The sequence below is a fragment of the Myxococcus sp. RHSTA-1-4 genome, assembly GCF_020037125.1.
Lineage (GTDB): Bacteria > Myxococcota > Myxococcia > Myxococcales > Myxococcaceae > Myxococcus.
The window spans coordinates 232,663-256,062 of record NZ_JAIQDG010000008.1 but is presented as its reverse complement, the minus strand read 5'-3'; the positions used below and the strand labels follow the sequence as shown (position 1 = coordinate 256,062).

Annotated in this window: 15 protein-coding genes; 4 read left to right on the top strand and 11 right to left on the bottom strand. The window is 69.6% G+C overall.

Annotated features, from left to right (window positions below):
- Positions 1-34: 34 nt before the first annotated feature.
- The 6 genes from K8638_RS14250 to K8638_RS14225 all read right to left on the bottom strand — a co-directional run bounded on the left by K8638_RS14250 (position 35) and on the right by K8638_RS14225 (position 12,763).
- The gene (locus K8638_RS14250) at positions 35-3,940 is read right to left on the bottom strand and encodes a hypothetical protein (RefSeq protein ID WP_223755057.1); all 3,906 of its coding nucleotides are present in this window, start codon (positions 3,938-3,940) and stop codon (positions 35-37) included.
- A gap of 21 nt (positions 3,941-3,961) precedes the next feature.
- On the bottom strand, positions 3,962-4,522 hold the full coding sequence (locus K8638_RS14245) for a hypothetical protein (protein ID WP_223755056.1): 561 nt from the start codon (positions 4,520-4,522) through the stop codon (positions 3,962-3,964).
- Positions 4,519-9,006, bottom strand: a complete 4,488-nt coding sequence (locus tag K8638_RS14240) for an Ig-like domain-containing protein (protein WP_223755055.1) — start codon at positions 9,004-9,006, stop codon at positions 4,519-4,521. Before K8638_RS14240 ends, K8638_RS14245 begins: the two co-directional genes overlap by 4 nt.
- A gap of 26 nt (positions 9,007-9,032) precedes the next feature.
- Positions 9,033-10,181, bottom strand: coding sequence for a peptidyl-prolyl cis-trans isomerase (locus K8638_RS14235; protein ID WP_223755054.1), 1,149 nt, complete (start codon positions 10,179-10,181; stop codon positions 9,033-9,035).
- A 231-nt stretch (positions 10,182-10,412) separates the two neighbouring features.
- Positions 10,413-11,651 carry an MFS transporter gene (locus K8638_RS14230; protein ID WP_223755053.1) on the bottom strand — a complete coding sequence of 413 codons (1,239 nt, stop codon included), beginning with the start codon at positions 11,649-11,651 and terminating at the stop codon, positions 10,413-10,415.
- Between the two features lie 269 nt (positions 11,652-11,920).
- Positions 11,921-12,763 (bottom strand): hypothetical protein, encoded by an 843-nt coding sequence (locus K8638_RS14225; RefSeq protein WP_223755052.1) that lies wholly within the window; start codon positions 12,761-12,763, stop codon positions 11,921-11,923.
- Between the two features lie 301 nt (positions 12,764-13,064).
- Between K8638_RS14225 and K8638_RS14220 the strand changes: the two genes are divergently transcribed.
- On the top strand, positions 13,065-14,282 hold the full coding sequence (locus tag K8638_RS14220) for a DUF4325 domain-containing protein (protein ID WP_223755051.1): 1,218 nt from the start codon (positions 13,065-13,067) through the stop codon (positions 14,280-14,282).
- Between the two features lie 7 nt (positions 14,283-14,289).
- On the opposite strand, the gene K8638_RS14215 is transcribed toward K8638_RS14220, so the two are convergent.
- On the bottom strand, positions 14,290-16,233 hold the full coding sequence (locus K8638_RS14215; protein WP_223755050.1) for a CapA family protein: 1,944 nt from the start codon (positions 16,231-16,233) through the stop codon (positions 14,290-14,292).
- 142 nt (positions 16,234-16,375) lie between these two features.
- A complete protein-coding gene (locus K8638_RS14210) occupies positions 16,376-16,882 on the bottom strand; it encodes a DoxX family protein (RefSeq protein WP_223755049.1) in 507 nt (168 codons plus the stop codon).
- Positions 16,883-17,104: 222 nt separating this feature from the next.
- Here K8638_RS14210 and K8638_RS14205 point away from each other — a divergent pair, with 222 nt between their 5' ends.
- Positions 17,105-18,037: a hypothetical protein gene (locus K8638_RS14205; RefSeq protein ID WP_223755048.1), complete on the top strand. Its 933-nt coding sequence runs from the start codon at positions 17,105-17,107 to the stop codon at positions 18,035-18,037.
- A gap of 1 nt (position 18,038) precedes the next feature.
- On the opposite strand, the gene K8638_RS14200 is transcribed toward K8638_RS14205, so the two are convergent.
- Positions 18,039-18,833, bottom strand: a complete 795-nt coding sequence (locus K8638_RS14200; RefSeq protein ID WP_223755047.1) for a tRNA1(Val) (adenine(37)-N6)-methyltransferase — start codon at positions 18,831-18,833, stop codon at positions 18,039-18,041.
- Positions 18,834-18,997: 164 nt separating this feature from the next.
- On the opposite strand from K8638_RS14200, the gene K8638_RS14195 reads away from it, so the two are divergent.
- Positions 18,998-19,339 carry a helix-turn-helix domain-containing protein gene (locus K8638_RS14195; protein WP_223755046.1) on the top strand — a complete coding sequence of 114 codons (342 nt, stop codon included), beginning with the start codon at positions 18,998-19,000 and terminating at the stop codon, positions 19,337-19,339.
- Positions 19,326-20,573, top strand: coding sequence for a type II toxin-antitoxin system HipA family toxin (locus K8638_RS14190; protein ID WP_223755045.1), 1,248 nt, complete (start codon positions 19,326-19,328; stop codon positions 20,571-20,573). Before K8638_RS14195 ends, K8638_RS14190 begins: the two co-directional genes overlap by 14 nt.
- A 46-nt stretch (positions 20,574-20,619) precedes the next feature.
- On the opposite strand, the gene K8638_RS14185 is transcribed toward K8638_RS14190, so the two are convergent.
- Together K8638_RS14185 and K8638_RS14180 are read right to left on the bottom strand one after the other, a co-directional pair.
- Positions 20,620-22,509, bottom strand: a complete 1,890-nt coding sequence (locus K8638_RS14185) for a PHB depolymerase family esterase (protein ID WP_223755044.1) — start codon at positions 22,507-22,509, stop codon at positions 20,620-20,622.
- A 193-nt stretch (positions 22,510-22,702) separates the two neighbouring features.
- Entirely contained in the window at positions 22,703-23,386 is a 684-nt protein-coding gene (locus K8638_RS14180; protein WP_223755043.1) for a nitroreductase family protein, read from the bottom strand.
- Positions 23,387-23,400 lie beyond the last annotated feature (14 nt).

The window sequence follows — 23,400 nt, the reverse complement described above, 5'->3', positions numbered from 1 at the left end:
CTCCGGATGGCTCGGCCCGCTCGCGTCTCCCGCGCTACCCCTTGTTGTCCCTGTCCACGACGTTGTCCACGCCGTCCTGGTCGTCATCGCCGGGCGGCTCCTTGCCATCCGGGATTCCGTCCCCGTCGCTGTCCGAATCCAGCGTGTTGGGCAGGCCGTCCCCATCCGCGTCGCCCTGGACCTCCTCCTTGTCCGGCAGCCCGTCCTGGTCCTGGTCGCCCGTATAGTCGAGCGGAACCTCGAGCACGGCCCGCGTCCGCGCGGAGCCGCTGCACTTCCCGTCGCCCGGGTAGATGGCCGTGGCGGACCACAGGCCTCCCTCCACGGTGAGGCGGTAGTCCTCGAACTCGCCGGAGCTGTTGGTCATCACCGTCTGGTAGACGGGGTTCCCCTCGGTGTCCGCGTAGCGCACGAGGAACTTCTCGTTGGGCCGCGCGGGCTTCGTATAGCCCTTCACGTAGATGAGGGCACAGACCTCGGGCGCCTTCTCCGGATGGTAGAAGTAGACCCTGCGCTTGTCGTCCGGCTCCTGGTGATACGCGGGGAACTCCTTGCAGGAGACCTTGTCCACCACCGTCTCCATGAACACGGTGGTGCGGCGCCGGAGCGGCACACGCACGGTGGCCCCCCCCAGCCGCACGAGCGTGTCCCCGCGCGGAGTCCACGCGGTGACGTGGGCGTCGTGCGCGACGCAGTCCTCGTCCTTCTCGTCGGGCTGGAACTTGAGACGCCCCTCCAGCAGCTCGCCCGGGGCCACCACGGCCTTCTTCGGCCCGAAGTCCTGCGTCCAGTGCGAGGGCAGGCCCTCGTAGCGGAAGTACACGAGCTGCTCCTTCTCGCCCGCGTTCCTGAACTGGAAGCCGAAGTCCACCACGTCATACGGGCTGGCGTGGCTGGACTCCTTCACCCAGAGGTTCTCCTGGGCGTCGTTGTCGTGGGTGTTGGTGTCCGAGCTCATCCGGCGCAGCTGCACCTTCACGCAGTTGTGCGGGTCGTCCACGCCCGTGGGCTTCCACACCACGTAGACGTCCCGGTACTCACCCGCGGGAATCACCGGGATGTAGACGATTTTGTACAGGTCGAACGAGCCCTCTCCGCCCACGGTGTGGTACGGCGCGGACAGCAGGAAGCGCACCTCGGTGTCGTACGCGTCCGCCGGGCCGTCGTTGTAGACGCGGGCGTAGATGCGGTTGTCCTGCTCGGCGATGGGCTGCTCGTCCACCTGCGTGGTGTTGTAGCCGCCCCCGTCCTCCTGGTTGTCCACCCAGATGTCCGGGCTGGTCCACGCGGGGTCCCCCACCCGGATGCGGACGTTGTAGTCGACGGGGGGCGTGTAATCGACGGTGACGTCATAACCGCCGTTGGACGGGCGCTCGGCGGCCACGCGCACGGTGATGCCCGTGCCGGGGGGCGAGTCCGTGTCACCCACGCCCAGCGCCGCGTCGCCCACCGTGGTGGCGGGAGTGCGGTCCCGGATGACGACGGGCACCTGGCCCTGGGGAATGGCCTTGTTCGCGTAGTAGACGAGCACGCCCTTGCCCGGCACCGTCTGGTCCCGGTTCGCCAGCGTCGGCGTGCGCGCCTCCACCCAGTAGAAGTGCGTCTCGTCCTCGAAGGACGACACGCCGGGCGTGAGGCCGATGGCGATGGCGCCGTACTGCCCCGCCACCAGCGTGCTCTGGAAGCTGACGGGAATGGCCGGCTGGCCCGTGCGGGGCGAGCTCCCAGGCGGACGGGGGATGAAGAGAATCTGCCCGCCGCTGCTCGTCACCCACGCGGCGTGCTGCTTGGACCACACGAGCGGGTGAGCCCCCTCGAACGGCAGCGCCATGTTGTCCCAGCGGTTGGCGGGCTCGGCGATGGGGAACTCCACGTTCTCGTGGGCGAACAGGTCCACGAGGCCGAACTGGTGCGAGTAGCCGTGCGCGTACTGCGCCAGGGAGTTGGAGGGCCCCTGGATGGAGACGGAGAGCCAGCGGGTGGTGCCCCCGACGGTGTACGGCCAGCTGCCCGTCGTGGCCCAGTCCCGCGTGAAGCCCGGGTCGTTCACCACGAGGATGACCCGGTCGATGTCATCCGCGGTGTCCGCGGTGGGGCCATCCAGCGCGCCGGGCTCGCGGGCCAGCAGCCCGTCCAGCGCGTCCGTGGCCAGCTCCACCAGCGGCGTCTGCTCGCCGGTGTAGTACTGGGAGCTGGTGCGCGTCAGCGGCAGGGGCGCGGTGAATACGGGGCGCAGCGTGGCCAGGTTGTAGCTGACCTCGTTGATCCACTGCGTCAGCGCGTCGATGCGCGTGGCGACGGTGGCCTCGTCCGCGCTGCCGGTGATGTCCGGGAAGTCCACCCGGAGGACGAGCGTGTCCTGGACGCCGTCGGGGAACGGGCCCCGGGAGACCTCGATGGGGCGGAGCGCGAGGTTGTTGTTCTTCCGCACCTCGTCCAGTCCCGTGGCGGGCGTCAGCCGGTCATAGAGGTTGGACGCCCGCGCCATCAGCACGAAGCGGCCATCACTCGCGGCGGCGTCCTCGGGCGGGGGCGGCCGGAAGAGGATGGGGCCCACCACGGTGACGCCATGGCCCGCCGCCGTGGCACCGGGCACGGCGGGCACGGAGGCGATGTTGCCGGGCACGTTGACGGTGGGGCTGGAGTAGCTCTCGAAGAAGCCGCCCTCGCTCCAGTCACCGGGGAACACGAGCGGCGTCGCCGGGTCGCCCCAGTACAGCCGGACGGCGGAGTTGGTGGCGGGCGAGGCGCCGCGGTTGCGCACCATCACGTAGACGTAGTTGTTGACGCCGTGGCGCGGCTGCTGGAAGGCGTAGTACCCCAGCCCGTGCTGCGCCGCGGTGGCCAGGTTCACATCCGGCCGGTGCCGCACGAGGATGTCCGGAGAGGACAGGGTGAGGGAGGCCCCGGTGGGCTCCGTGCCGGTGTCCCCCAGGAAGTCGCTCACGTACAGGTCGAACGGCACCGGCCCGCCCGAGCCCAGGAAGGCCACGAGCCGCGCGGCGTCCGAGTCGATGACGAACACGCGCCCCAGCCCGTCAATCTCCAGCTTCTGCGGCGAGGTGAAGAGCGGCGCGGTGCCCAGCGTCGAGTCGTAGCTGCCGTCCGCGCGGAAGACGGTGACGCGGTGGTTCTGCGTGTCGGCCACCCACATCATCCCGTCCGGCGCCACGGCGACGTCGCGCGGGCTGCGGAACTGCGACGTGCCCGTACCGAACGAGCCGAAGCGCAGGGGCGCGCCCACCGGGGGAATCTTGATGACCTGGTTGTTGCCCGTGTCCGCCACGTAGAAGGTGCCATCCGGCCCCACGTCGAAGCCGCTGGGGCCGAACCACGTGGGGTCCGACAGGGCGACGTCCCAGCTCGTGTCATCCGGGCCATCCGCCACGAGGATGCGCCTGTTGCCCGAGTCGAGCAGGTACACCCGGCCCATGGGCCCCACGGTGATGTCCTTCGGCTGGGTGATGGTCAGCCCCGCCACGACGTTGCGCGTGGTGGACGCGAAGGCCGGGTCATACGTGTAGCTGGAGGTGCCGGCGTTCCACCGGTACAGCTCCACCTCGCCGCCAACGCTGTCCAGCGCGTAGAGGTTGCCCTGCGCGTCCGCGGCCACGCCCTGGGGCTGGTTGAGGGCCTGCTCCTGGGTGGGGTCCGCCACGAAGCCGGCCTCGGACCAGGTGGGGCTGCCCCCCGCGAGGGTGGAGATGTCCGTGTACTTGATGCGCCGGTTGGCGGTGTCCGCCACCAGCACGCGCCCGTTCAGCTCGTCGACTCCGACGCCGAAGGGGATGAGGAAGCCTCCGGTGACGGGATGGGGCGCGCCGGCGTCGGCCGCGCCACCGCCCAGGGAGGTCTGACTCCAGACGAGGGCAAGGCCCGCGAGCAGGGCAAGGGGGCGCCGTACCGCGCGGCGGCGGTGCGGAGGAAACGAGAGACTCACGGAGGAAGTCCTTTCAGGAGACTACTTGTCGAGGAGGAACCGGGCCCGCGCGACGGAGCCCTTGTGCTTCGAGGACCGGGAGTGCTTCGTCACGTAGTCCCGCAGGACGCTCTTGCCGTCCGACCAGCGTGACACCTCGGTGATGGCCAGCTCGCGGACGGCGTCATCCGAGTCGTCCAGGAAGGAGAGCGTCTCTTCCTTCGCGAGCTGGGGCCCGCGGCGCGTGAAGGTGTTCAGCGCCAGCCGCCGCAGCCCCGGGCTCGGGGCCTTGCCCGCCTCGGCCACGTGGCGGCCCAGGCGCGCGTCCCACGGCATCTTCTCCGCGGGCCGCGATATCAGGTAGGCGAGCACGGTGGCGCGCACGGCCTCCGCCTCGGGCCTTCCTTCCACGGACTCCCAGAGGTCCGAGAGAGCGGAGGCCCGCGCCTCCGGCGCCACCTCCTCCTCGAAGCGGTTGAAGGCGATGAGCCGCGCGTGGGCATCGTCGGTGGCGAAGTCACGGCCGAGCTTCACGGCGTTGGACTGGGCGCCCGCCACGGTGGAGAGGGTGAGCGCCAGGACAGCAAGGAGGCGGCGAGTCATGGGTTCCTCAGGAAGCGCGTCGAGCGCGCGCGGGTAATCTGCTGGACGGTGTGCACGGCGGTGTCGTCCCACAGCCGCTTGGTATTCGAGTGCTGGAGCGGGACGCTGCTGATGGTCCCGTTCCGCATCAGGTTGAACACGTCATGAGCGCCGCCGTAGTGCCCACCGCCGGCCCAGCCCGCCTCCGTGCCAGCGGCCTGGGCATGGGTCAGCGTGGCATTGGTGAGCATGTGGCCCACCTCGTGCGCGCCCGTGTAGTCGAGCGAAGGGGCCCGCCCCGCGGCGAAGACGAAGTTCCTGGCGGCGGAGCCCGCGGGAATCCACCCATCCGGGAAGGACTGGCCCCGGTCACCCGACGTGAAGTTGCCCACGAAGAGGAGGTAGAGGGTGTCCGCGTTGGCGGGCCCGGCCGGGTCCACGCCGCGAGCCAGGTTGATGAGCGCCTGTTGGTCCGCCGAGGGCGCGAGCGTTCCGATGCTTCCCGTGAAGCCGGCGACGTTGTTGAGGTTCACCGCGCTGCCGGCCGGCAAACTGATGACATCCGTCACCGGGTTGTGAATGATTTCCACGCGAATCCCCAGGGGGATGTACCGCTCCTGGATGAGCTGCGTGACCTGGTTCACCGTCGCCGCGGGAATGGCCGCGATGCCCAGGTTGGTGGGGTCCTGGAAGTTGAAGACCCGGACGGTCATCGCGCGGCGCTCCTCGACGGACCGCTGGAAGAGCGGCGTCTTGAGCAGGCTGGCCGGAGTCGCGGGGTCCACGGGCTGGTACCTCGCCACCACGCGGCCGTCCGGGTTCTTCACCTGGCGGACCCGGTGCTCCGCCGCGTCGTAGGCCGCGGCGCCCGGGTGGGCCGTGAGCCCCGTGTTGGTGGCGACGTCCCGGTCCACCGGGTCCGCCACCACCATCACCGCCTGGGACACGAACACGCCCGTGTTCGGCCCTGTCTCCGTGAGCGTGAGGGTCCGGTTCGTGGCCGGGTAGTCCTGGTTCGTGACGCCGTCCGCCTCCGTGGTGAACCACTCCAGGGCGTACTCCTCCACCGTGCCGGCGTTCGTGTTCCGCGCCGCGTCGGTGAGCTGGTAGTAGAAGCGGCGCGAGTCGCGGCCGATGAAGTTCTCCGGGTTGCCGGAGGCCGCCAGCCGCACCTGGTCGGACTCGTTGTAGAGGGTGTCCACCAGGCCGAAGCCGTCCGCCGCCAGCCGGAAGGCACCGTCCCACAGACCCACCCGGACGAAGGAGGTCGGCGCGTCGGCTCCCGTGATGCGGAAGTCGTTGTTGGCGTCCTTCAGGGTCGCCAGGTGCCAGAGGTTGAGCTTCAGCTCCTTGCGAGGCAGCGCGGCGCCCGTGGGCGGCTGGTACTCCACCCGGAGCTGCGGCGCGCCGGGAAGGAGGCCCTCGATGTAGACCTGGGCGGGCACGGCCTCCGCGGGGAGGTTGAACGTCTTCGGCAGCACGAGCTGCTGCGTCTTGGCCGAGCTCGTCCAGACCTTGAAGAGGGCCGCACCGTCCGAGCTCAGGGTGAGCTGTCCGTCCACTCGGGGCTGGAAGCGCAGCGTGACGGCCACGAGGTCGTTCTCCCCGGCGGGCGCGGGCGACTGCGCCGAGTCATCGACGCCGTTCGCATCGTCATCATCCGAGTTGACCGCGACGGGCAGGCCGGTCGCGGGAATCGCGTGGCCGGGGACCTCCAGGCCCAGCTCGTAGAGGTAGAAGGGGACACGCGGGGACACGCCCAGCGAGCGGCCGCTCCGGAACGCCTCCAGCTCCATCTCGTAGCGGCCCGGAGCCTGGGGCGTCGCGCCCACCCGGCCGTTCCACGAGAAGGCACCCAGGGCGGCGGGGCTCGGCGTGTTGCCGCTCGTCACCACGCTGCCCGCCCCGTTGCGCACCCGCCATTGCAGGCTGTCGATGGAGATGGCGCCATCCACGCGGTAGTCGAACGTGACGGAGCCCGTGCCCGCCACCACGCTCGAGCGCTCGAGGTGCGGCGCGCTGCTGGCGAGTTGGAGGGTGACCACCTCCGTCTGGATGGCCTGGGGCTGGAAGCCCGAGAAGGCAGTGGGCGCGAGCGCGAAGTCGAGCAGCGTCACGCGCACGTCATAGCGGCCGGTGGGTGGCCGGGTCCCCGCGTGCGTGTACCCGTTCCAGTTGAAGACCAGGGGCAGGCCCTTGCTCATCGGAGGAATGCTCAGCTCCATCGCGGTGTAGACGGGCGTGCCGCTTCCGGTGGGGAGGACCTCCAGCAACGTGTACATGCCGAGGCTGAACACCGGGTGTTCGTAGAGCGTCGAATCGATGTGGTAGTAGATGTCGATGTCCGCGCCGTCGAAGGACTGGACGATGGCGGGCGTGAGCGTGGTGGGTGCATCCACGCAGACGCCGGAGACGCAGTTGCCGATGGTCACCCCCGTCTCCGCGAAGTGCGTCAGCGGGGAGGAGTCGTCATCCGTGACGGTGAGGCGGATGCGCCAGAAGCCCTGGCAGGCCGGAGGCACGGTGGCGCCCGCGGCGTAGAGGGTGAGGACGCTGGCCGAGGGGGCGCTCGGCAGCGAAGGCGCGGTGCACCCGGCGGGCGGCACCGCGGACCACGCGTACTGCGTAATCCCCAGGCCCGAGCCGGGAGTGCCCGTCGTCAGGTTGTCGAGGTCGAAGCTGGCGGAGCCATCCACCACGATGGCGCCGGGCAGCACCCCGGCGAGGTTGACGAGGTACCAGGCGGACCCGCTGACCACGGCGGTGGGCGGCGTCTGCGGCGGGACGACGGTGACGGTGTGCCGGGTGCGCGCGACGTTGCCTTCGCCGTCCTGCACCTCCAGCTCGAACTGCCACTGGCCCGGCTCCATGTCCGCCCAGTCCAGAGACAGCGTGGACTGGTTCGCGGGGACGAAGAAGACCTCATCCACGCGGCCCGTGGTGTACGCGCCCCAGGCCTCCGGGGGGATGTCCACCACGTACCAGGTGTACTGGACGATGCCCGGCGAGATGTTCCGGACGGGGCTCCCATCCGTCACGTGGCAGCGGTGGGCCTGGGTGGGGCACGGCGAGTCGGGGTCGTTGGAGCCGCGCCCGTCCAGCACCAGGGGGAACTCCAGCAGGTGGGCCACGGACAGCCCGGTGATGCTCGCGGTGGGCACGTCATCCACGACGATGGAGCGGTCCTCGTGCACGGACTCACCCTCGTCATCGGTGACGGTGAGCCGGACAATCCACGTGCCGGCGGAGCTGGCCGTGGTGGGACGGCTGACGGAGGCGATGGAAGACAGCACGGTGAGCGGGGCCACGCCCGCGGACTGGGGCGCCTGGAACAGCTCCCACTTGAAGGTGAGGTTTCCGCCGTCGTCATCCGTGAGGACGGACGTGGCCGCCTGGAGCGTCTGGCCCACGTCGATTTCCGTGGGGCCCGTGAGCGCGATGCGCGGCTTCAGGTTGCGCACCGTGACGGTGACGGTCTCCGAGTCGGTGTCGCCCTCGTTGTCACGCGCGGTGACGCGGAAGCGCCAGGTGCCCACGTGCAGGCCGGTGGTGGGGATGTTGATGCCCGGCGTGGTGGCGTAGCCGGTCGTTGGCGCGAGACCCGAGCGGGGAGGCGCTTCCAGGATGTCCCACGTGAAGGTCAGCGCACCACCGTCCACGTCCGTGGTGGGGGACGCCGTGAGGTTGATGGGCGTGTTGGCGTCAAGCTCCGTGGCTCCGGCGACGGTGATGTTCGGCGGGACGTTGGGGACGCTGAAGGAGTGGGTGAAGGTCTTGAGCTCGCCCTCGTTGTCGGAGATGTCCACCGCGAACTGGTAGCTGCCGATGTCACGGTCGCTCGTGAAGGTGATGGTGGCGTTGGCGGTGTTCGCGTTCGCCAGCGTGGCGGTGGACATGGGCGGTTTGCTGACGATGCGCCACGCGTGGTTCAGCCCTCCGCCATCCGGGTCCGTCGAGTTGGCGCGCAGCGTGACGGTGGCGTTCCACGCGGGCGTGGGCGTGTGACTCGGGCTCGCGTTGGGCGGCGAGTTGACGACGTTGATGCGGAAGACGGCGGGGCTGCGGAAGTTGCTCACCCTCGACAGGTCGCAGACGACGTTGCACGGTGGGGAGACCGCGCTCCAGCAGTAGGCGGGGTCCACGTGCGTGCCGTTGCAGACGATGGTCTTCCGGCCCAGGTCCCTCAGGGAGTTGAACCTCAGGCTGAAATGGAACTCGGCCTGGCCATCTCCGTTCGAGTCGAAGATGGGGCACGTGGCGAAGGTGAACGGGTTCGACGTCGGCGCGCCGGGGTCTCCGGAGCCCGGGGCAATCTGCACCGGCGACGCGGGCTCGAAGCTCGTCTGGCTGCAGGTGACGTTGAAGGGCCAGAGGTAGCCGTCCTCCGAGAACTCGAAATACGACGCCGAGGTCTTGACCAGCTGGTCTCCGGCGAATTCGCCGGCCCGGCTGGCGGAGGCGGCCAGGAGCAGGAAGAGGCCTGCCATCCAGGGGATGCGCTTCAAGATGACTCTCCAGGTGGATGCGGGACTCATGGGCGCGGACGGCTCTGCTGGGAGGTGGCGGTGGCCTCGGGGCCGGCCGGGACGGGCTCCGGCGCGGACGAGGTGGACGGGAGGCTGAACGAGGCGTGCTCGGAGGCAGTGCCGGGCTTCAGCAGGTCCTTGAGCAGGTCCGCGTAGCGCTCGGCGAAGAGGTTCTTGATGAAGGCCTTGGAGCGCAGCTCCGGGAGCAGGCCCTGAAGCCGGGCATCCGCGTACAGCCGCTCCAGCCGGGCCTGGATTTCGGGCTGGACCTCCTCGAACTTCAGGTCCAGCTCGGGCAGGACCTCATGCACGAGCAGGAAGCTGTAGCCCTCCTTCGTCTCGAGGACCTCGGTGAGCTGACCGGGCTCGAGCTCCACGAGCGCCTTCCAGACGTGGGCCTCCAGCGTGGCCTCGGTCAGGTCCACCCGGGCGCCGCCCAGGTCGCGGGTGGGGCCTTCCGAGAACTTTCGGGCGGCGTCCGCGAAGGCGATGGAGCCCTGGAGCACCTTCTCCCGCAGCTCCTTGGCCCGGGCGTAGGCGTCGTCGGCGTGGAGCACGAGCACCTCGCTCGCGCTCACCCGCTGGGGCTGGTGGAACGCACCGGGGTGGCTCTCGTAGTAGCGCTTCACCTCGTCGTAGGAGACCGTCCCGGCCGCGTCCTGCTTCGCCAGCCGCTCGCGCAGCAGGCGCTGGCGGATGTCACCGCGGATGGCCGTGCTGCCGTCCGGGGTGCGCTCCAGGTACTGCTTGAAGGCCTCGCTCGTGGGGAAGGACTGGGCGAAGGCCTCATAGGCCGCGTCGATTTCCTTCTCTTCCACCTCGAGGCCCTGCTCCTTCGCGGCGGCGTCCGTGACGGCCTCGTCGATGAGCTTCTCGACGATGGCGTTCTTGAGCAGGAGCGCATCCGCGTCCGGGATGCGGCCGTCCGCCGTCGTCACCCGCGCGGCGGTGAAGGCGAGGAGCCGGTTGAACCGCTCCAGCGAGACGGGCTTGTCGTTGACGAAGGCGACCTCTTCCTCCTCCGGCAGGTCCATCCGTTCACCCGAGGCGGAGAGGGCCGCGAAGCCACCCAGGGCGATGGGGAGCAGGCCGGCGGCGAGCCACCACCGGAGAGCAGGAGGTCGAGAACGAGGACGCGAAGATGTGGCTTCCATGGTCACCGGGGGGCGCGGGCAGGAACAGGGCCGCGAGCCGCGAGCCCGGCCCTGAGCAAGGACCGGGCCCACGGCGGCCCGGGCCGCCGGCCCGGCCTTTCCCGAGGGAGCAGGGCTCCACGCTCGCGCCGGCGTGTTGCCTGTCAGGCAACACCGCCGGTGCGCTGTGTCCTGGGAGTCCACTCGCCGCGGTGGGACCTCATGAGGGTCCCCACCCCGGACATCCGATGACTACAACGCTTCCGTGCCCTCGAACCGGCTCGGCCGCAGCAGGCGCAGCGTCAGCACCAGCGCGAGGAACAGGACGCTGGCGCTCACGGTGACGAAGCGCAGGCCCACGCGGTCCGCCAGCGCGCCCAGGCCCCACACGCCGGCCGCGTAACCGCCGCCGAGCACCATGCTGTAGAGGCTGCTCACCCGCGCCTGCAGCTCACGCGGCACGCGCGACTGGCAGTACGTGTGCGTGCCGCTCATCAGCATCATGTAGTTGGCGCCGAGCACGAACATGCCCACCGCCGCCACCGGCAGCGTCGGGGACAGCCAGTAGAGCGCCGACACCGCGCCGATGGAGAGCGACAGGTAGCCCAGCAGCCGCCGCTGCCCCAGCGAGTCCACGAGCGTGCCCACCACCAGCGCCGCCGTCACCGCGCCCGCGCCCTGGCAGGTGACGAGCAGCGACGTCGCGGCGGCGCCCTGGCCGAACTCGCGGATGGCGAACACCGGCACCAGGCCGATGAAGGGCGCCACCAGCGCCGCCACGAGCAGCGTGCTCCACAGCATCAACGAGATGTCCGCGTCCCCACGCGCCACCGAGAAGCCGTGGGCAATCTCCTTCCACAGTCCCCGCGAGCCCTTCGCCGTCTCGCGCGGAGGCATCTGCACCCGCGACAGCGCCACCAGCACCGCGACGAAGGACAGCGTGTTGACGAGCAGCGCCCAGGACGGCCCACCCACTCCCAGCACCACCGCGGCCAGCGCCGGGCCCGCGATGCGCCCCAGGTTGTACTGCGCCGAGTTGAGGCTCATGGCGCTGTGCAAATCCCGCGGAGGCACCAGCTCCGCGAGCATCGCGGAGAAGGCCGGGTTGATGAGCGTGCTCGCGCAGCCGTTGAGGAACGAGACGACGCCCACCACGGGCACGCTGAGCTGGTGCGTGAAGGCCAGCACCGTCAGCACGCCCGCGAGCAGCAACTGCACCACCGTGCCCAGCGCCACGTACGCGCGCCGGTCGAACCGGTCCGCCAGCGCCCCGCCCAGCGGCGACAGCACCACGGATGGCAGATAGGTGAGCGCGACGATGCCACCCGTCCACTCGGCGCGGCCCGTCTCCTGCGTGACGTACACGCCCATGGCCACCGTCTCCATCCACGTGCCAATGGTGGAGACCAGGGCTCCCAGCCACACAGCGAAGTAGCCAGGATGGTCGAAGGCGCGGAGCGAGGAGAGGCGTGGCAGTCGAAGTGCGCGCACGGCAGACGTCCTTGTAGCGCACGGCCGGGCTCCGCGCTCTCGCTGCTCGCGTCATGCTTTGAGCCGCAATGACGCGATGGGCGGCAGGGCCAGCAGCCGGGCTTCACCGTGCGATGGGTGACAGCGCACGGACGTCCCAGGAGACGCGGATGTGACACGGCGCTCGCGACTTCGCGCCACGGCTCTCGCGTCTCACGTGGAAAACGCGTGCGGACGGACGGCGCACCCGTGGTCGCGGGTGCGCGGAGGTCGGGAAGGTTCCGAAGTGCTTACTGGGGGAGCGTCTCACCTCCAAGCTTCGGAGAGGGCTCCACAGCGGCCTGGGTGTCGACCAGGTACTTCAATGGAATCTGCAGGTTGAGCAGGTCCTCCTCGGGCATCCGCCGCACGGCTTCGAGGATGAGCCGTCGCAACTGGCTTCCCGTAAGCAGGGCCGTGCGCGGCTGCCGCATCATGTTCTGCTGAGGAGGCTTACGCACGGGGGCGCTGGCCTTCACCCGGAAGAAGCGGCCCGGCTGTAGACCGTGCGCGGCGAGCCATGAGTGCGCATGCGCCACGACACAGCGGTGGAAGGCTTGACGCCACTGCTCCTCCAAGGAGCTGCCCTTGATGGCGCTTTCGAAGGAGTCGACCCCCCTCGCCAGGGCACGGCTGAGGGATTCCCGCGTCTCCTCCGAACCCGCCTTCTCGACAAGCGCATGTGCCTCATCTCGCACGTGCTCCTCGGGTATCACCGCGACCCGGAGGTATCTCTCGGGTTCTTCAGAGACGGGAGCGCCGGGTTGACCCTCGGGTGAGAGCGCGGCGCTGACCACATGCTGGGTGTGCAGGTCGACGTACACCGCTTCCGTGGAGCTTCCGTGCGTCAACGCACCCCAGAAGACAGGGTCAGCCTCGGCCGGTCCCATGCGTGCGTTGGCTTCGGCCGAGGGAGTCCGGGTGCCTTCTCCGCCGGGAAGAAGCGGAGCGGCTCCATTGAAGAAGAAGCGGAAGTCCTTGCTGACAGTGTCTCCAGCCACATGCCCGAGGTCGGGAAACCGGGCCAGCAGCAACCTCAGCGAGGCATCCCCCAACACACGCGAATGGAACTCGCCATCGAGCTGCCGCAACATCAAGCCGAGCCTCGCTCCCAGGACACCCTCCCGAGAGGAGCGCAAGTACGGCTCGGCACGCTGGAGCAACTTCCGGACGCGGTCCTCGTTCCATTGCATGGCTCTGCCCAAAATAAAGGGGCGAGCAGTTACCTGCTCGCCCCGGAATAAGCTGGATGCCTTCGTAGCGGCATCATTCTGGAGAACGGTTTTGCTCCCGTGGAGCGCGGTTCGCCAGATTGGTGGCCCCAGTGCTTACGATGGGTGCATCTGAAGCCAAGGTGTTCGTAATCACGTTGGTCCGGCGTGTCAATATCCGCCCATGTCTACCGCCGCCGACATTGTCATTCCTGAGTCGCTCCTTCTCAGCCTGGCAGGCGAGGGACCCATTGGTGGTACCTGGAGGTGGGAGGAGTCCCATTCGCACCTCCGCATCAGGTCCGAGCGTCCTGTCACCCATGCAGAGCCCGCCGCACTCGCCTGCCTCGCGGCATGGTCAACCCATCTACGGAGTCGGGGAGTCACGCTGCACATCGATGACTCCCTCAAATCTCCCTATCTGTGGCGCACCGGCCTGCTGTCCGCTCTGGCGGGGCGGCCCTCGGCCGGTATTCCGCAGGAGGACTACCTGCCTCCCACCCGCATCACGAGCCAGGAAGAACGCCCCGAGCTGTTCAGACGCCTGACCCCCATCCTGCGCCTGCAGGACGATAATCAACGAGCGGTCGTCCTGAAGTGCGTGGGGGAGATCCTCAACAACGTCCACGAGCACTCGAACAGCGAGTCAGGCGCCTTTGTCTGCTGCAGCTACTTCCCACAATCGGATCGGGTCAGCCTCGCGGTGGTGGATACGGGGAATGGCGTGCCGAGCGACATACGGCGCAAGCACGGAATGGACCTGACGGACACCCAGGCACTCAACGCCGCCATCCAGTGGCGTGTCAGTGGGGCGTCGGCCACTCAGGACAATGCGGGCATTGGCCTGTTCTATGTGCGAAGCGCGGCGATAAACACCGGCGGTCAGTTCGTCCTTCTCTCCGGTTCCGGGCAGGTCCGAAGTACCCGGCCCGAGGAAGAGGAGGTCGCGCAACTCGCCACACCGTGGCGGGGCACCCTCGTTGCGGTCTCCTTCCGGCCCTCGCAGGCGCAGAAGGTCTGGGCCCAGACCGAGGCGTTGCTCGCGGCGGACCTCGATAACCGCAAGTCTCAGCCCGTGCAGTGGACACCACCTCCACCCGATGCACGGCAGGTGGAGATAACACCCGCGGCCGCGGGGCTCGTGGAGGACAAGTCCCAGGCCCGCCGTATCCGGGACGAACTGCTCCTGCCTGAAGTCACGGCGGGACGACCCGTGTGCATCAAGCTTTCAGAGGTCCGCCTCATCACCCATTCTTTCGTCCACACCCTCTTCTACGCGGCCTTCCGTCAGCTCGGAAACCGCTCGAGAGAGCTCATCTACGTTCAAGCCAGGGAGCCACGCGTGAAGGACATGATTCGCATCGTGGCCCGCTACGCCCGCGAGGCGGAGGAGAGCACCTGATTGGGTACTACCGCGCGCCGCCGGTGACGGCGGAGACGGGGCCCTGGCCCGCGGGCTTCACGGTGCCGTCCTCGGAGATGCGCGCGCCCGTGTCGGGGAAGTCCTCGGCGGTGAGTCCGCGCACGAGCTTGATGACGGCGCCGCTCGGGTCCGGCACGGCGATGCCCTTCTCGATTTGCCTCGTGGGGAGGATGCGGCCCGAGTTGAAGCGGCCCTCACCGTCGAGTTCCACCTCCAGCACCATGCCCAGCCCCTGCGCACCCGTGAGGGTGAAGCGGCCGTAGGTGGCGAAGTTGCCCATGGAGTAGGCGATGAGCCGGCCCTTGTAGAACTCCATGCCTCGCGCCACGTGCGGGCCGTGGCCGAGCACCAGGTGCGCGCCCGCGTCCACCACCGCGCGGGCGAAGGTGCGCAAATCTCCGCGGTCCTCGCCGAAGAACATCTCGCGTCCTTGCGGAACGTGGAGCGCCTTGCTGCCCTCGGCGCCGCCGTGGAAGGAGACGACGACGAGGTCATGCTCCGCCGCCGCCGCGCCCACCAATGCCGTGGCCGTGGCCAGGTTGTTGAGGTGGTTGCACGAGGGCGACGTGTGGAAGGCCACCACGCCGATGCGCAGGCCGTTGCGCTCCACGGTGGCGATGGAGCCAGGAGGGCCGCTCCAGGGGATGCCCAGCGCGTCGAGCGTGGCCTCCGTCTCGCGGCGGCACACCTCGCCGAAGTCGCCCGAGTGGTTGTTCGCCGTGGACGCCACGTCCACACCGGCGTCCTTGAGCACCTGCCCGTACGACGTGGGCGAGCGGAACGCGTAGCAGTTCCCCTTCGAGCGGCACTTGGTCGTCTTGCCGCCGTCGCACAGCGGACCCTCGAGGTTGACGAAGGTGAGGTCCGCGTCCTCCAGCAGCGGGCGCACGCCGGCGATGACGCTTGCGGCGCCGTCCGGGGGCAGGTGCCCCTCCGGCACGGTGGTGCCGAGCATGACGTCACCCACCGCGCGGATGCGCACCTTCGCACCCGGAGGCGGGGGAGGGCGGTTGCTGGCCTGGGGCCCGCGCGCGAGCTTCTCCTGGAGGGAGGCCTGGCCACGGGCCTGGGCCAGCGCCGTCTCCAGGTCCGGGTGGTCCGGTGCGAGCTTCTTCACCTCGGTCCACTGGGTGAGGGCGTCCGTCCAGCGGCCCTCCACCTGATACGCCCAGCCCAGCTCCCAGCGGCAGTCCACGCGCGACGGGGCGGCCTCCACACAGGCCGACAGCTCGGTGATGGCGGTGCGGGTGTCCTTCGCCTTGAGGGCCTCGAGGCCACGGGTGTAGCTCGCGTCCGCGTCGGCCACGGCGGGAGCGGTGGAGTCCGAGCGCAGGGCCATGGCGGCGGCGCGCAGGGCCCCGGCACCCGCCTGCGCAGCGGCCTGGCCGAGGTCGGAGATGGAAGGAACGTTCGTTCCAGGGGCGGCCCCGGACGAGGGGGACCCCGGCTCGGCGGCGGCGGACGTGGAAGGAACGTTCATTCCACCGGAGGCCCCGGACGAAGGGGACTCCGGCGCGGCGACAGGGACGATGGTGGGCCCGGTGCGCGCATCCTCCCGGACCGCGGCCTTCACGGACCCATCGCCCGCGAGCACCGCGGCACTGGCGATGCGGGCCCGCGCGAGGTCCTCGGCCACGGCCTTCACGGACCCATTGCCCGCGACGGTGGCGTCGGCGGCCGTGGGCCTGGAGCCGGCATCCTCCTCCCGGACCACGGCTCGCACGGACGCGGTGCCCGCGGTGGACAGCAGCTCGGCGGGCCGTGAGCGCGCGTCACCGCCGACCGCGGCCTTCACGGACGCGGTGCCTGCCGTGGAGAGCAGCTCGGCGGAGCGGGCCTGGGTTGTGGAGAAGTCGTGGGCGGGCTCACGCGCCGGGGGAGCACCCGGCGTGGTGGCGAGCGCCAGCATGAGGAAGACGGACGAAGGCATGGCCCGCGCATATTACGGGCCTCGCGGGCGTCCGGGGGCGATTGGCATGCGCTCGCCCCACCAGGAGCCGGGCAGGCGACACACACACCCTCGGCCAGGGTGACGGGGTGTGTGGCAGCGTGCAGCGAGCGCGCGTGAAGCGTCAGCCCAGCAGGTCCAGCAACACGGAGCGGCGGCGCTGACGAGGCAGCAGCCGGAGGCGCCTCAGCTCCTTGCGCTTCGCCTTGCGCTCCAGGGCGCTGTGGACGGAAATCTGCCCGGGCCCGCGCAGCAGCAGCCCGAGGGCGATGGACGCCAGCGCGAGGTTGAACTCGAAACCACCCTTCGAGCTGTCGAAGCCCTTGGAAGCGTGAACCTTGGCGATGGCGAAGGCCTGGGTGATGAGCACGCCCAGCGCCGCGGGCCGGGTGGCGAAGCCCAGGATGGAGCTCACACCCGCGAGCAGCTCCGTCAGCCCCGTGGCCAGCACCAGCGGCCTGGCCGGCTTGAGGCCAATCTGCTCGAAGAAGCCCGCGGCCTGCTCCGCGCCCTCCTTGCGCAGCTTGCTCACGCCGTGCACCACCATCGACGACCCGAGTGCCAGACGCGGAGGCACCAGGGCCGCCGCCTTGAGGATGCTCGGTTGCTCGGTCAGCATCGCCACGTTCATTCCCTCTCCTCCTGCATGGGGGCCCTGAGGCCCATCGGAAACCTGGGTACGTTGGGGCCGGCTCCTCCTCATGGCACCTTGAGTCATGCCGCCCCTACTCGGCCGGCAGGCGTGCCGGCGGCGCGTCGTCCCTCCTCCGGCCCGAGGCCCGGGGCCGTTCCGGGCCGGGTGCACCGGGTGGCTCGACCTGGGTGCCAGCGTGGCGCGAGACTCGGTGCCGCCATGTTCCCGCGCGGGCTCCTGCCATCCCTGGTGTTGTTGCTGTCCTCTCCGGCCGTGGCGGAGGACGGCGTCACCGTGCGCGTGCGCTGCACGGAGAAGTGCACGGTGGTGCTCGATGGAAAGCGGGGACTGCGGGTGACGGACTCCACCTGGGAGTTCAAGGGCATCGCCCCGGGCTCGCGGCGGGTGGAGGCCACGGGCGTGCTGGGCCGCCCGTTCGTCGCTGGCTTCGCCGACATCCCCGATGTGGCCGAGGCGAGCGTCTTCCTCGGCGGCAACAAGCGCATCGTGGTGGAGCGGAGGAGCACGCCTCCTCCCGGCACGCCGGAGTGGGCGGAAGGGGAGGGCGCGAAGTCGCGGACGGAGACCGGGGCGGGGGAGAAGAGCGTGGCCATCGTGCGCTGCCCGGAGGACTGCACCGTGCTGCTCGACGGCCGCCGGGGCCTGCGCCGGGACGACCGGACGTGGGAGTTCAAGGACGTGGAGCCCGGAAGGCGGCGCGTGGAGGCCCACGGCGGGCTCCTCAACCAGCGGCTCTTCCTCGGCTACGTGGAGATACCCGCGGGCACGGAGGCCACCCTCTACGGTGACTCGAAGGGGAACGTAAAGCTCACGAACCACAGGAGCGTGAGCGCCGCGGAGAAGGCCCGGGCGGAGGCGGGCAGGAAGGTGGAGTCACACCTCAACGTGCGCTGCCAGAAGCCGTGCACGGTGTCTCTCGACGGAACGCGCCGGGGCGCGAGCAACACGACGAGCGTGGTCCTCACCGACGTGAAGCCCGGAGCGCATGACCTGGAGGTCGTCTTCACGATTGGGAAGACCCGGCGGCGGGCCACGCTGGAGGTACCCGCGCGCAGCGAGATGTTCGTCACCGTGTCGGAGGGCGGTGGGATTCAGGTGACGAATACGAAGGCACTGGGGAGCGCTCCGTAGCTCACTCTTCTCCCGGAGGGAGCCTCTCGGCGACTGGCGCATCCATCAGCGCGGCCACCTCCGCGGAGTAGCCACCCGGACCCTCGCCGTGGACGATGAGCGGCGCACGCACGGCGAGCCCACGGTCCCGGTCTCTCACCGCATGCACCAGGAAGCGCGTGGCCGGAGCATCCACGCGTGAGTGCACGAAGCGCAGCACCGAGGGGTACAGCTTCGCCTGGGTGAGCAGTCCCATCACCTCCGCCACCCGCGCGGCCGGGTACACGAGGCTCACGAGGCCCCCAGGCATCAGCGCGTAGCGCGCCGCCGCCACCACGTCCTTCGCGTCGCACGCCACCTCCGACTTGGACACGGCGCGCTCGTCGTCCGGACTGCGCACCCCCGCGCTCGCCACGCGGAACGGTGGGTTGGACACCACGTGCGCGTACTGGCCTCCGGGCACCACCTCACGGATGCGCCGCAGGTCTCCCAGCAGTGTCTTCACGCGGCCTTCGCATGCGTTGAGCGCCACGGCGCGCTCCAGCCGCGCGTACACGGCGGGCTGCAGTTCCAGCGCATCCACCGGACCCAGGCCGAACTGCTTCACGAGCAGGAAGGACACCACACCACTGCCCGCGCCCAGCTCCAGCATCAGCCCCCGTGTGCTCGTGCCCTCCGTCGCCGCGAAGTGGGCGAGCAGCACCGCGTCCAGCGTGAAGCGATAGCCGCTCCGTCGCTGGAGCACCCGGACTCCCGCCGTGCCGATGGAGTCGAGCGTCTCGTCCGGGCCAGGCCCGGGAGGGGTGGGTTCAGACATGCGTATCGGCCCGCGTTCATCTTCCGCGAGAGCCCTCCGACGGGCTGAAGGAATATTTCAATCTATTGGCTCTTATCCACGTCATGCACCAATAGATGGATGGACAGTGCTACATGATGAAATAGACTGCTACTTGGAAGCCTCTAGAGCCAATAGATTGAACGATGCCGCGCCAGAACCTCACGCCTGAGACCACCCCGGCCGCCGTGGTGCGCGCCGTCGCTCGCCTGGGCCAGAACATCGCGCAGGCGCGGATCCGCCGCGGCCTGAGGCAGGTGGACCTGGCGAAGAAGACGGGCCTGGCCCTTGGCACGCTCAAGCGCATCGAGGAGGGAAGCCCCACCACCGCGCTCAGCGCCTACTTCACGGTCCTCTGGGCGCTGGGGCTCGAACGCGAGTTCGACAACCTCGCCTCACCGGACCGGGACGAGGAGGGCAAGACACTGGAGCGGGCGCGCTACCCCAAGCGCGTGCACTCCAAGGCGGACCTCGATGCCGACTTCTGACAGCGCCGGTTGCTACGTCTACATCCAGCTCCCCAGGTCCATGGAGGTCGTCACCTGCGGGCGCATCGTGCAGCAGGGTGGCGTGGGGCGCTTCGTCTACGGGAAGAGCTACCTGGCCAATCCCCGCGCCGTCGAGCTGGAGAAGTTCGAGCTGCCCCTGCGCCCGGGCATCGTCGAGACGACCCGGCTCGGCGGCATCTGTGGCGCGCTGCGGGATTCCTCACCGGATGCATGGGGACGTCGAATCATCGAGCGTCAGCTGGGACGTGTGGACCCCACCGAAGTCGACTACCTCCTGAACTCACCCGAAGACCGGGCAGGAGCGCTGTCCTTCGGCGAGAGCCCCACGCCGCCCGCGCCCATCCCTCCGTACAACACGCTGCCCCACCTGGACCTCCTGCTGGAGGCCGCCGGCCGAATCGAGCAGGGCCTGCCACCGTTCGCGGACGCGGTGAGCGAGCCGGTCAACCCGGGCACCTCCATGGGAGGCGCCCGGCCCAAGAACGTCATCGAGGACGGGGAGGACCTGTGGGTCGCCAAGTTTCCGTCCCGCGGTGACCGCTGGAACAACGCGGCCGTCGAGGGCGGCATGTTGAGGCTCGCCCGGGAGTGTGGGCTGCGGTCCGCCTACGGCAAGGTCGTCTCCGTCGCGGGCCGGAGCGTCCTCCTGGTGCGGCGGTTCGACCGGAGACGCGCCGACGAAGGCTACCTGCGACAACGCATGGTCAGCGCGCTGACGGTGCTCCGCGCCGACGAGCATCCGCAAGACCGCTCGAAGTGGTCCTACGTGCTGCTGGCGGATGAGCTGAAGCGCTGGGTGGCGAATCCGGATGCGGACCTGCGCGAGCTGTTCTCACGCATGGTGTTCAACGCGCTCATCTCGAACATCGACGACCATCCCCGGAACCATGCGCTCATCGCCGCGGGGACGGAATGGAACCTCTCGCCCGCCTACGACCTCACGCCGATGCCGCAGGTCAGCACCGAGCGAGACCTCGCGATGGAAGTGGGCAGCGTGCAGCAGCGTCGCGCCAACCGCCGGAACCTCTTGAGCGAGTGCGGCCGCTTCCGCCTGTCGAGGGAAGACGCCACCCACATCATCGACAAGATGAAGGCCACCGTATCCGCCCGCTGGCGTGAGACCGTGAAGGCCTGCGGCGGCACGGAGGCCGACCTGAACGCCATCGAGCGGGCGTTCGACTACGAGGGCTTCGAGTACGACTCCAGGCCTTGAGTGCCGGAAAGGGACGGCGGGCCGAACCGCCGTCCCCTCACTCACGTCACGGCGTGTACACCACCGTCAGCGTGGCGCTGGCCCCGTCCCTGATGAAGACGTACGCGGTGGCCGTCTGGTTGCTGGCGAAGCGCAGCCGGAGCTGCGTCTTGCCCGTCAGGTTGATGGCGGACAGCCCGGCGCCGCTGAAGTCCGCCGAGGCCTTCGTGCCCGTGGTGAACTTCGCGATGTCCGCCACGGCGCTCGCGGTGGCGGCGGCGCTGAAGTCCGCCGTCTCGGTGGAGGCCGCGTTGAACGTGCCGTTCTTCACGTCGATGACCAGCGTATTGCCCGCGGGGCTCGCCCACGGGTCACCCGAGCCCGACGAGTAGCTCACCGTGAGGTACGCCCGGGTGATGGTCGCGGTGTCCGGGATGCTGGACGTGTCGAAGGACAGGAACGAGCGGTTGTACTTCGCGTCCGTCCCACGCCCGAGCGCCAGGCCCGTGAGCGTGCCCACCGCCGCCGAGCTGCCGTCCGCGTTCGCCTTGATGTAGCCGTCATCCGCCGTCACGCTGGTGAAGCTGGCCGTCACGGGCGCCGGCGTGCCGCTGTTGCTCACAGTCACCGTGGTGTCGCTGTCCGTTGCCTTGTTCCCCGCCGCGTCGTACGCGCGGGCCCCCAGCGTGTGCGAGCCATTCGAGACCGTGGTGCTGTTCCACGCGAACTCGTACGGCGCCGCCGTGTCCGTGGACACGACGCTGCCGTCCACCAGGAACTCCACCCGCGCGACGCCCACGTCGTCCGAGGCGCTCGCGGTGACGGTGGCGGTGCCGCTCACCGTGGCGCCGTTGGCCGGAGCCGTCACGTTCACCGTGGGCGGCGTGGTGTCACCCGGCGTGACGGGGCCCGTGAGCCCGAAGAACTGTGCCTGGTAGTAGACGGCGCAGAGATTCACATCGCTGAGGTACGAGCCGGTGGCGCCGCACGCGGTGGTGCTACCCGGGAAGCTGTACTGCGGGTCGATGCCCACGGCATGGCCCATGTTGGTGATTTCCCACGTCTCCACGAGCGCCGTGCCCGCGCTGTCGCGGTACACCTTGTGCGGGAAGCCGCCCACCGTCTCCGTGGTGTCCGCCGTCTGGTCGATGCCATGGACGTTGGTCCACTGCTCCATCGCCTCGGTCATGTTCATCGGCTTCACCGTGTAGTCACTGGTGCCGTGCCAGATGGAGACGGGCGGGCGCGGGCCCGAGTAGCCCGCGCTGGACCAGGCGGAGCGCACGGCATCACCCCAGGCGGCCGGAGTCTTGTCCACGCCCGGGCTCATGCAACTGAAGCCGGCGGTCGAGTTGGCGGCGCACCCGTACGGGCCTCCCGAGTTGATGGAGCCCGCGGAGAAGACCTCCGGGTACGCCGCGAGCAGCGCCGGCACCATGTACCCACCCGCCGAGAAGCCCGCGACGTACACCCGCGACGGGTCGATGGAGTACGTCGCCTTCATCGAGTCCACCATCTGCTTGATGGAGAGCGCCTCGCCCTGTCCCCGGGTGGAGTCACCGGGCTCGAACCAGTTGAAGCAGGTCGCGCCGTTGTTGGAGCTCTGCTGCTGCGGATAGAGGGCGTAGAACTTGTAGAGGTTGGCCGCCGCCGTCCAGCCGCTTCCCTCCATGGCCGCCGCCGTCTGCATGCAGCCGTGCAGCACCACCACGAGCGGCGCATTGGCCGGCATCCCCGACGGGACATGGCGGTACATCAGCAGGTTGCCAGGATTGCTGCCGAAGCCCGTCACCTGCGTGAGGGCGCTCTCCACCTCGCTGACTTCCGGCGCGGGCTCTAGCTCGGGGCCCTCCTCGCTCGGGTCACATCCCGTGACGCCTGCGAGCAGGAGCGCCGTGAGGCTCGCTCCGGAGAACCGCGACCACAACCACGAACGGCGGGGATGCTGCGTGTACATGGTGCCTCCCTGGCCGCCTGGGGGGGAAAACGGCGGCCACGGTGCAACACCAGACTCCCGCGCCTCTCACCCATTCAAGGCGCGATGCGTCGCCAACCGCATGAAACATGAACCACCATTCAATCCACTGAGGCCCTGTGGACCCATGGCGCACCGCGTCGATGGAATGGATGAAAGTTGAACCACGATTCAGCTAGCGCCGGACCAGCACTTCGTGCAGGGGCTTCTTGCCGATGTCCGGCACCCGGGCGCCCGGGGCGGGGTAGCCCACCGGCAGCACGGCGAAGGCGCGCTCGTTCTCCGGACGGCCCAGCACCTCGCGCAAAAAGCCCATGGGCGAGGGCGTGTGCGTCAGCGTCGCCAGCCCCGCCTGCGTCAGCGCCGCGATGAGGAACCCCACCGCGATGCCCACCGACTCCTGCACGTAGTAGTGCTTCACCTTCTTCACGCCGCCTTCCGGCAGCGGCTTCACGCCGTATACCTGCTCGAAGACGACGATGATGGCCGGCGCGTCCGTGAAGTGCGGCTTGTGCCAGTCCGTGCCCAGGGGCGCGAGCGCCTCCAGCCACTCCTCGCTCATGCGGCGCGCATAGGACTCGCGCTCCTCGGCCTCGGCCGCCTCGCGCAGCTTCGCCTTCAGCGCCGGGTCCGTCACCACGACGAAGGTCCACGGCTGCTGGTTGGCCCCGCTCGGCGCGCCCGCCGCGCAGGCAATCGCGTCCTCCAGCACCCCGTCCGGAATGGGCTCCGGAGAGAAGTCACGCACCGAGCGCCGCGACGCCATGGACTCGCGGAACGTCTTCGCGCGCTCCAGCGACTCGGCGGGGGACATGCGGGTCCACCGCAGGGGGACGAAGGGGTACTCGTTCGAGGCCATGGCGGGCTCCGGGG

Bases quoted from the DNA above. Each gene is read 5' to 3' on its own strand.
- K8638_RS14245 (WP_223755056.1), bottom strand. From the start codon at position 4,522: ATGACTCGCCGCCTCCTTGCTGTCCTGGCGCTCACCCTCTCCACCGTG.
- K8638_RS14235 (WP_223755054.1), bottom strand. From the start codon at position 10,181: ATGGAAGCCACATCTTCGCGTCCTCGTTCTCGACCTCCTGCTCTCCGG.
- K8638_RS14225 (WP_223755052.1), bottom strand. From the start codon at position 12,763: ATGTTGCGGCAGCTCGATGGCGAGTTCCATTCGCGTGTGTTGGGGGAT.
- K8638_RS14220 (WP_223755051.1), top strand. From the start codon at position 13,065: ATGTCTACCGCCGCCGACATTGTCATTCCTGAGTCGCTCCTTCTCAGC.
- K8638_RS14215 (WP_223755050.1), bottom strand. From the start codon at position 16,233: ATGCCTTCGTCCGTCTTCCTCATGCTGGCGCTCGCCACCACGCCGGGT.
- K8638_RS14210 (WP_223755049.1), bottom strand. From the start codon at position 16,882: ATGAACGTGGCGATGCTGACCGAGCAACCGAGCATCCTCAAGGCGGCG.
- K8638_RS14205 (WP_223755048.1), top strand. From the start codon at position 17,105: ATGTTCCCGCGCGGGCTCCTGCCATCCCTGGTGTTGTTGCTGTCCTCT.
- K8638_RS14200 (WP_223755047.1), bottom strand. From the start codon at position 18,833: ATGTCTGAACCCACCCCTCCCGGGCCTGGCCCGGACGAGACGCTCGAC.
- K8638_RS14195 (WP_223755046.1), top strand. From the start codon at position 18,998: ATGCCGCGCCAGAACCTCACGCCTGAGACCACCCCGGCCGCCGTGGTG.
- K8638_RS14190 (WP_223755045.1), top strand. From the start codon at position 19,326: ATGCCGACTTCTGACAGCGCCGGTTGCTACGTCTACATCCAGCTCCCC.
- K8638_RS14185 (WP_223755044.1), bottom strand. From the start codon at position 22,509: ATGTACACGCAGCATCCCCGCCGTTCGTGGTTGTGGTCGCGGTTCTCC.
- K8638_RS14180 (WP_223755043.1), bottom strand. From the start codon at position 23,386: ATGGCCTCGAACGAGTACCCCTTCGTCCCCCTGCGGTGGACCCGCATG.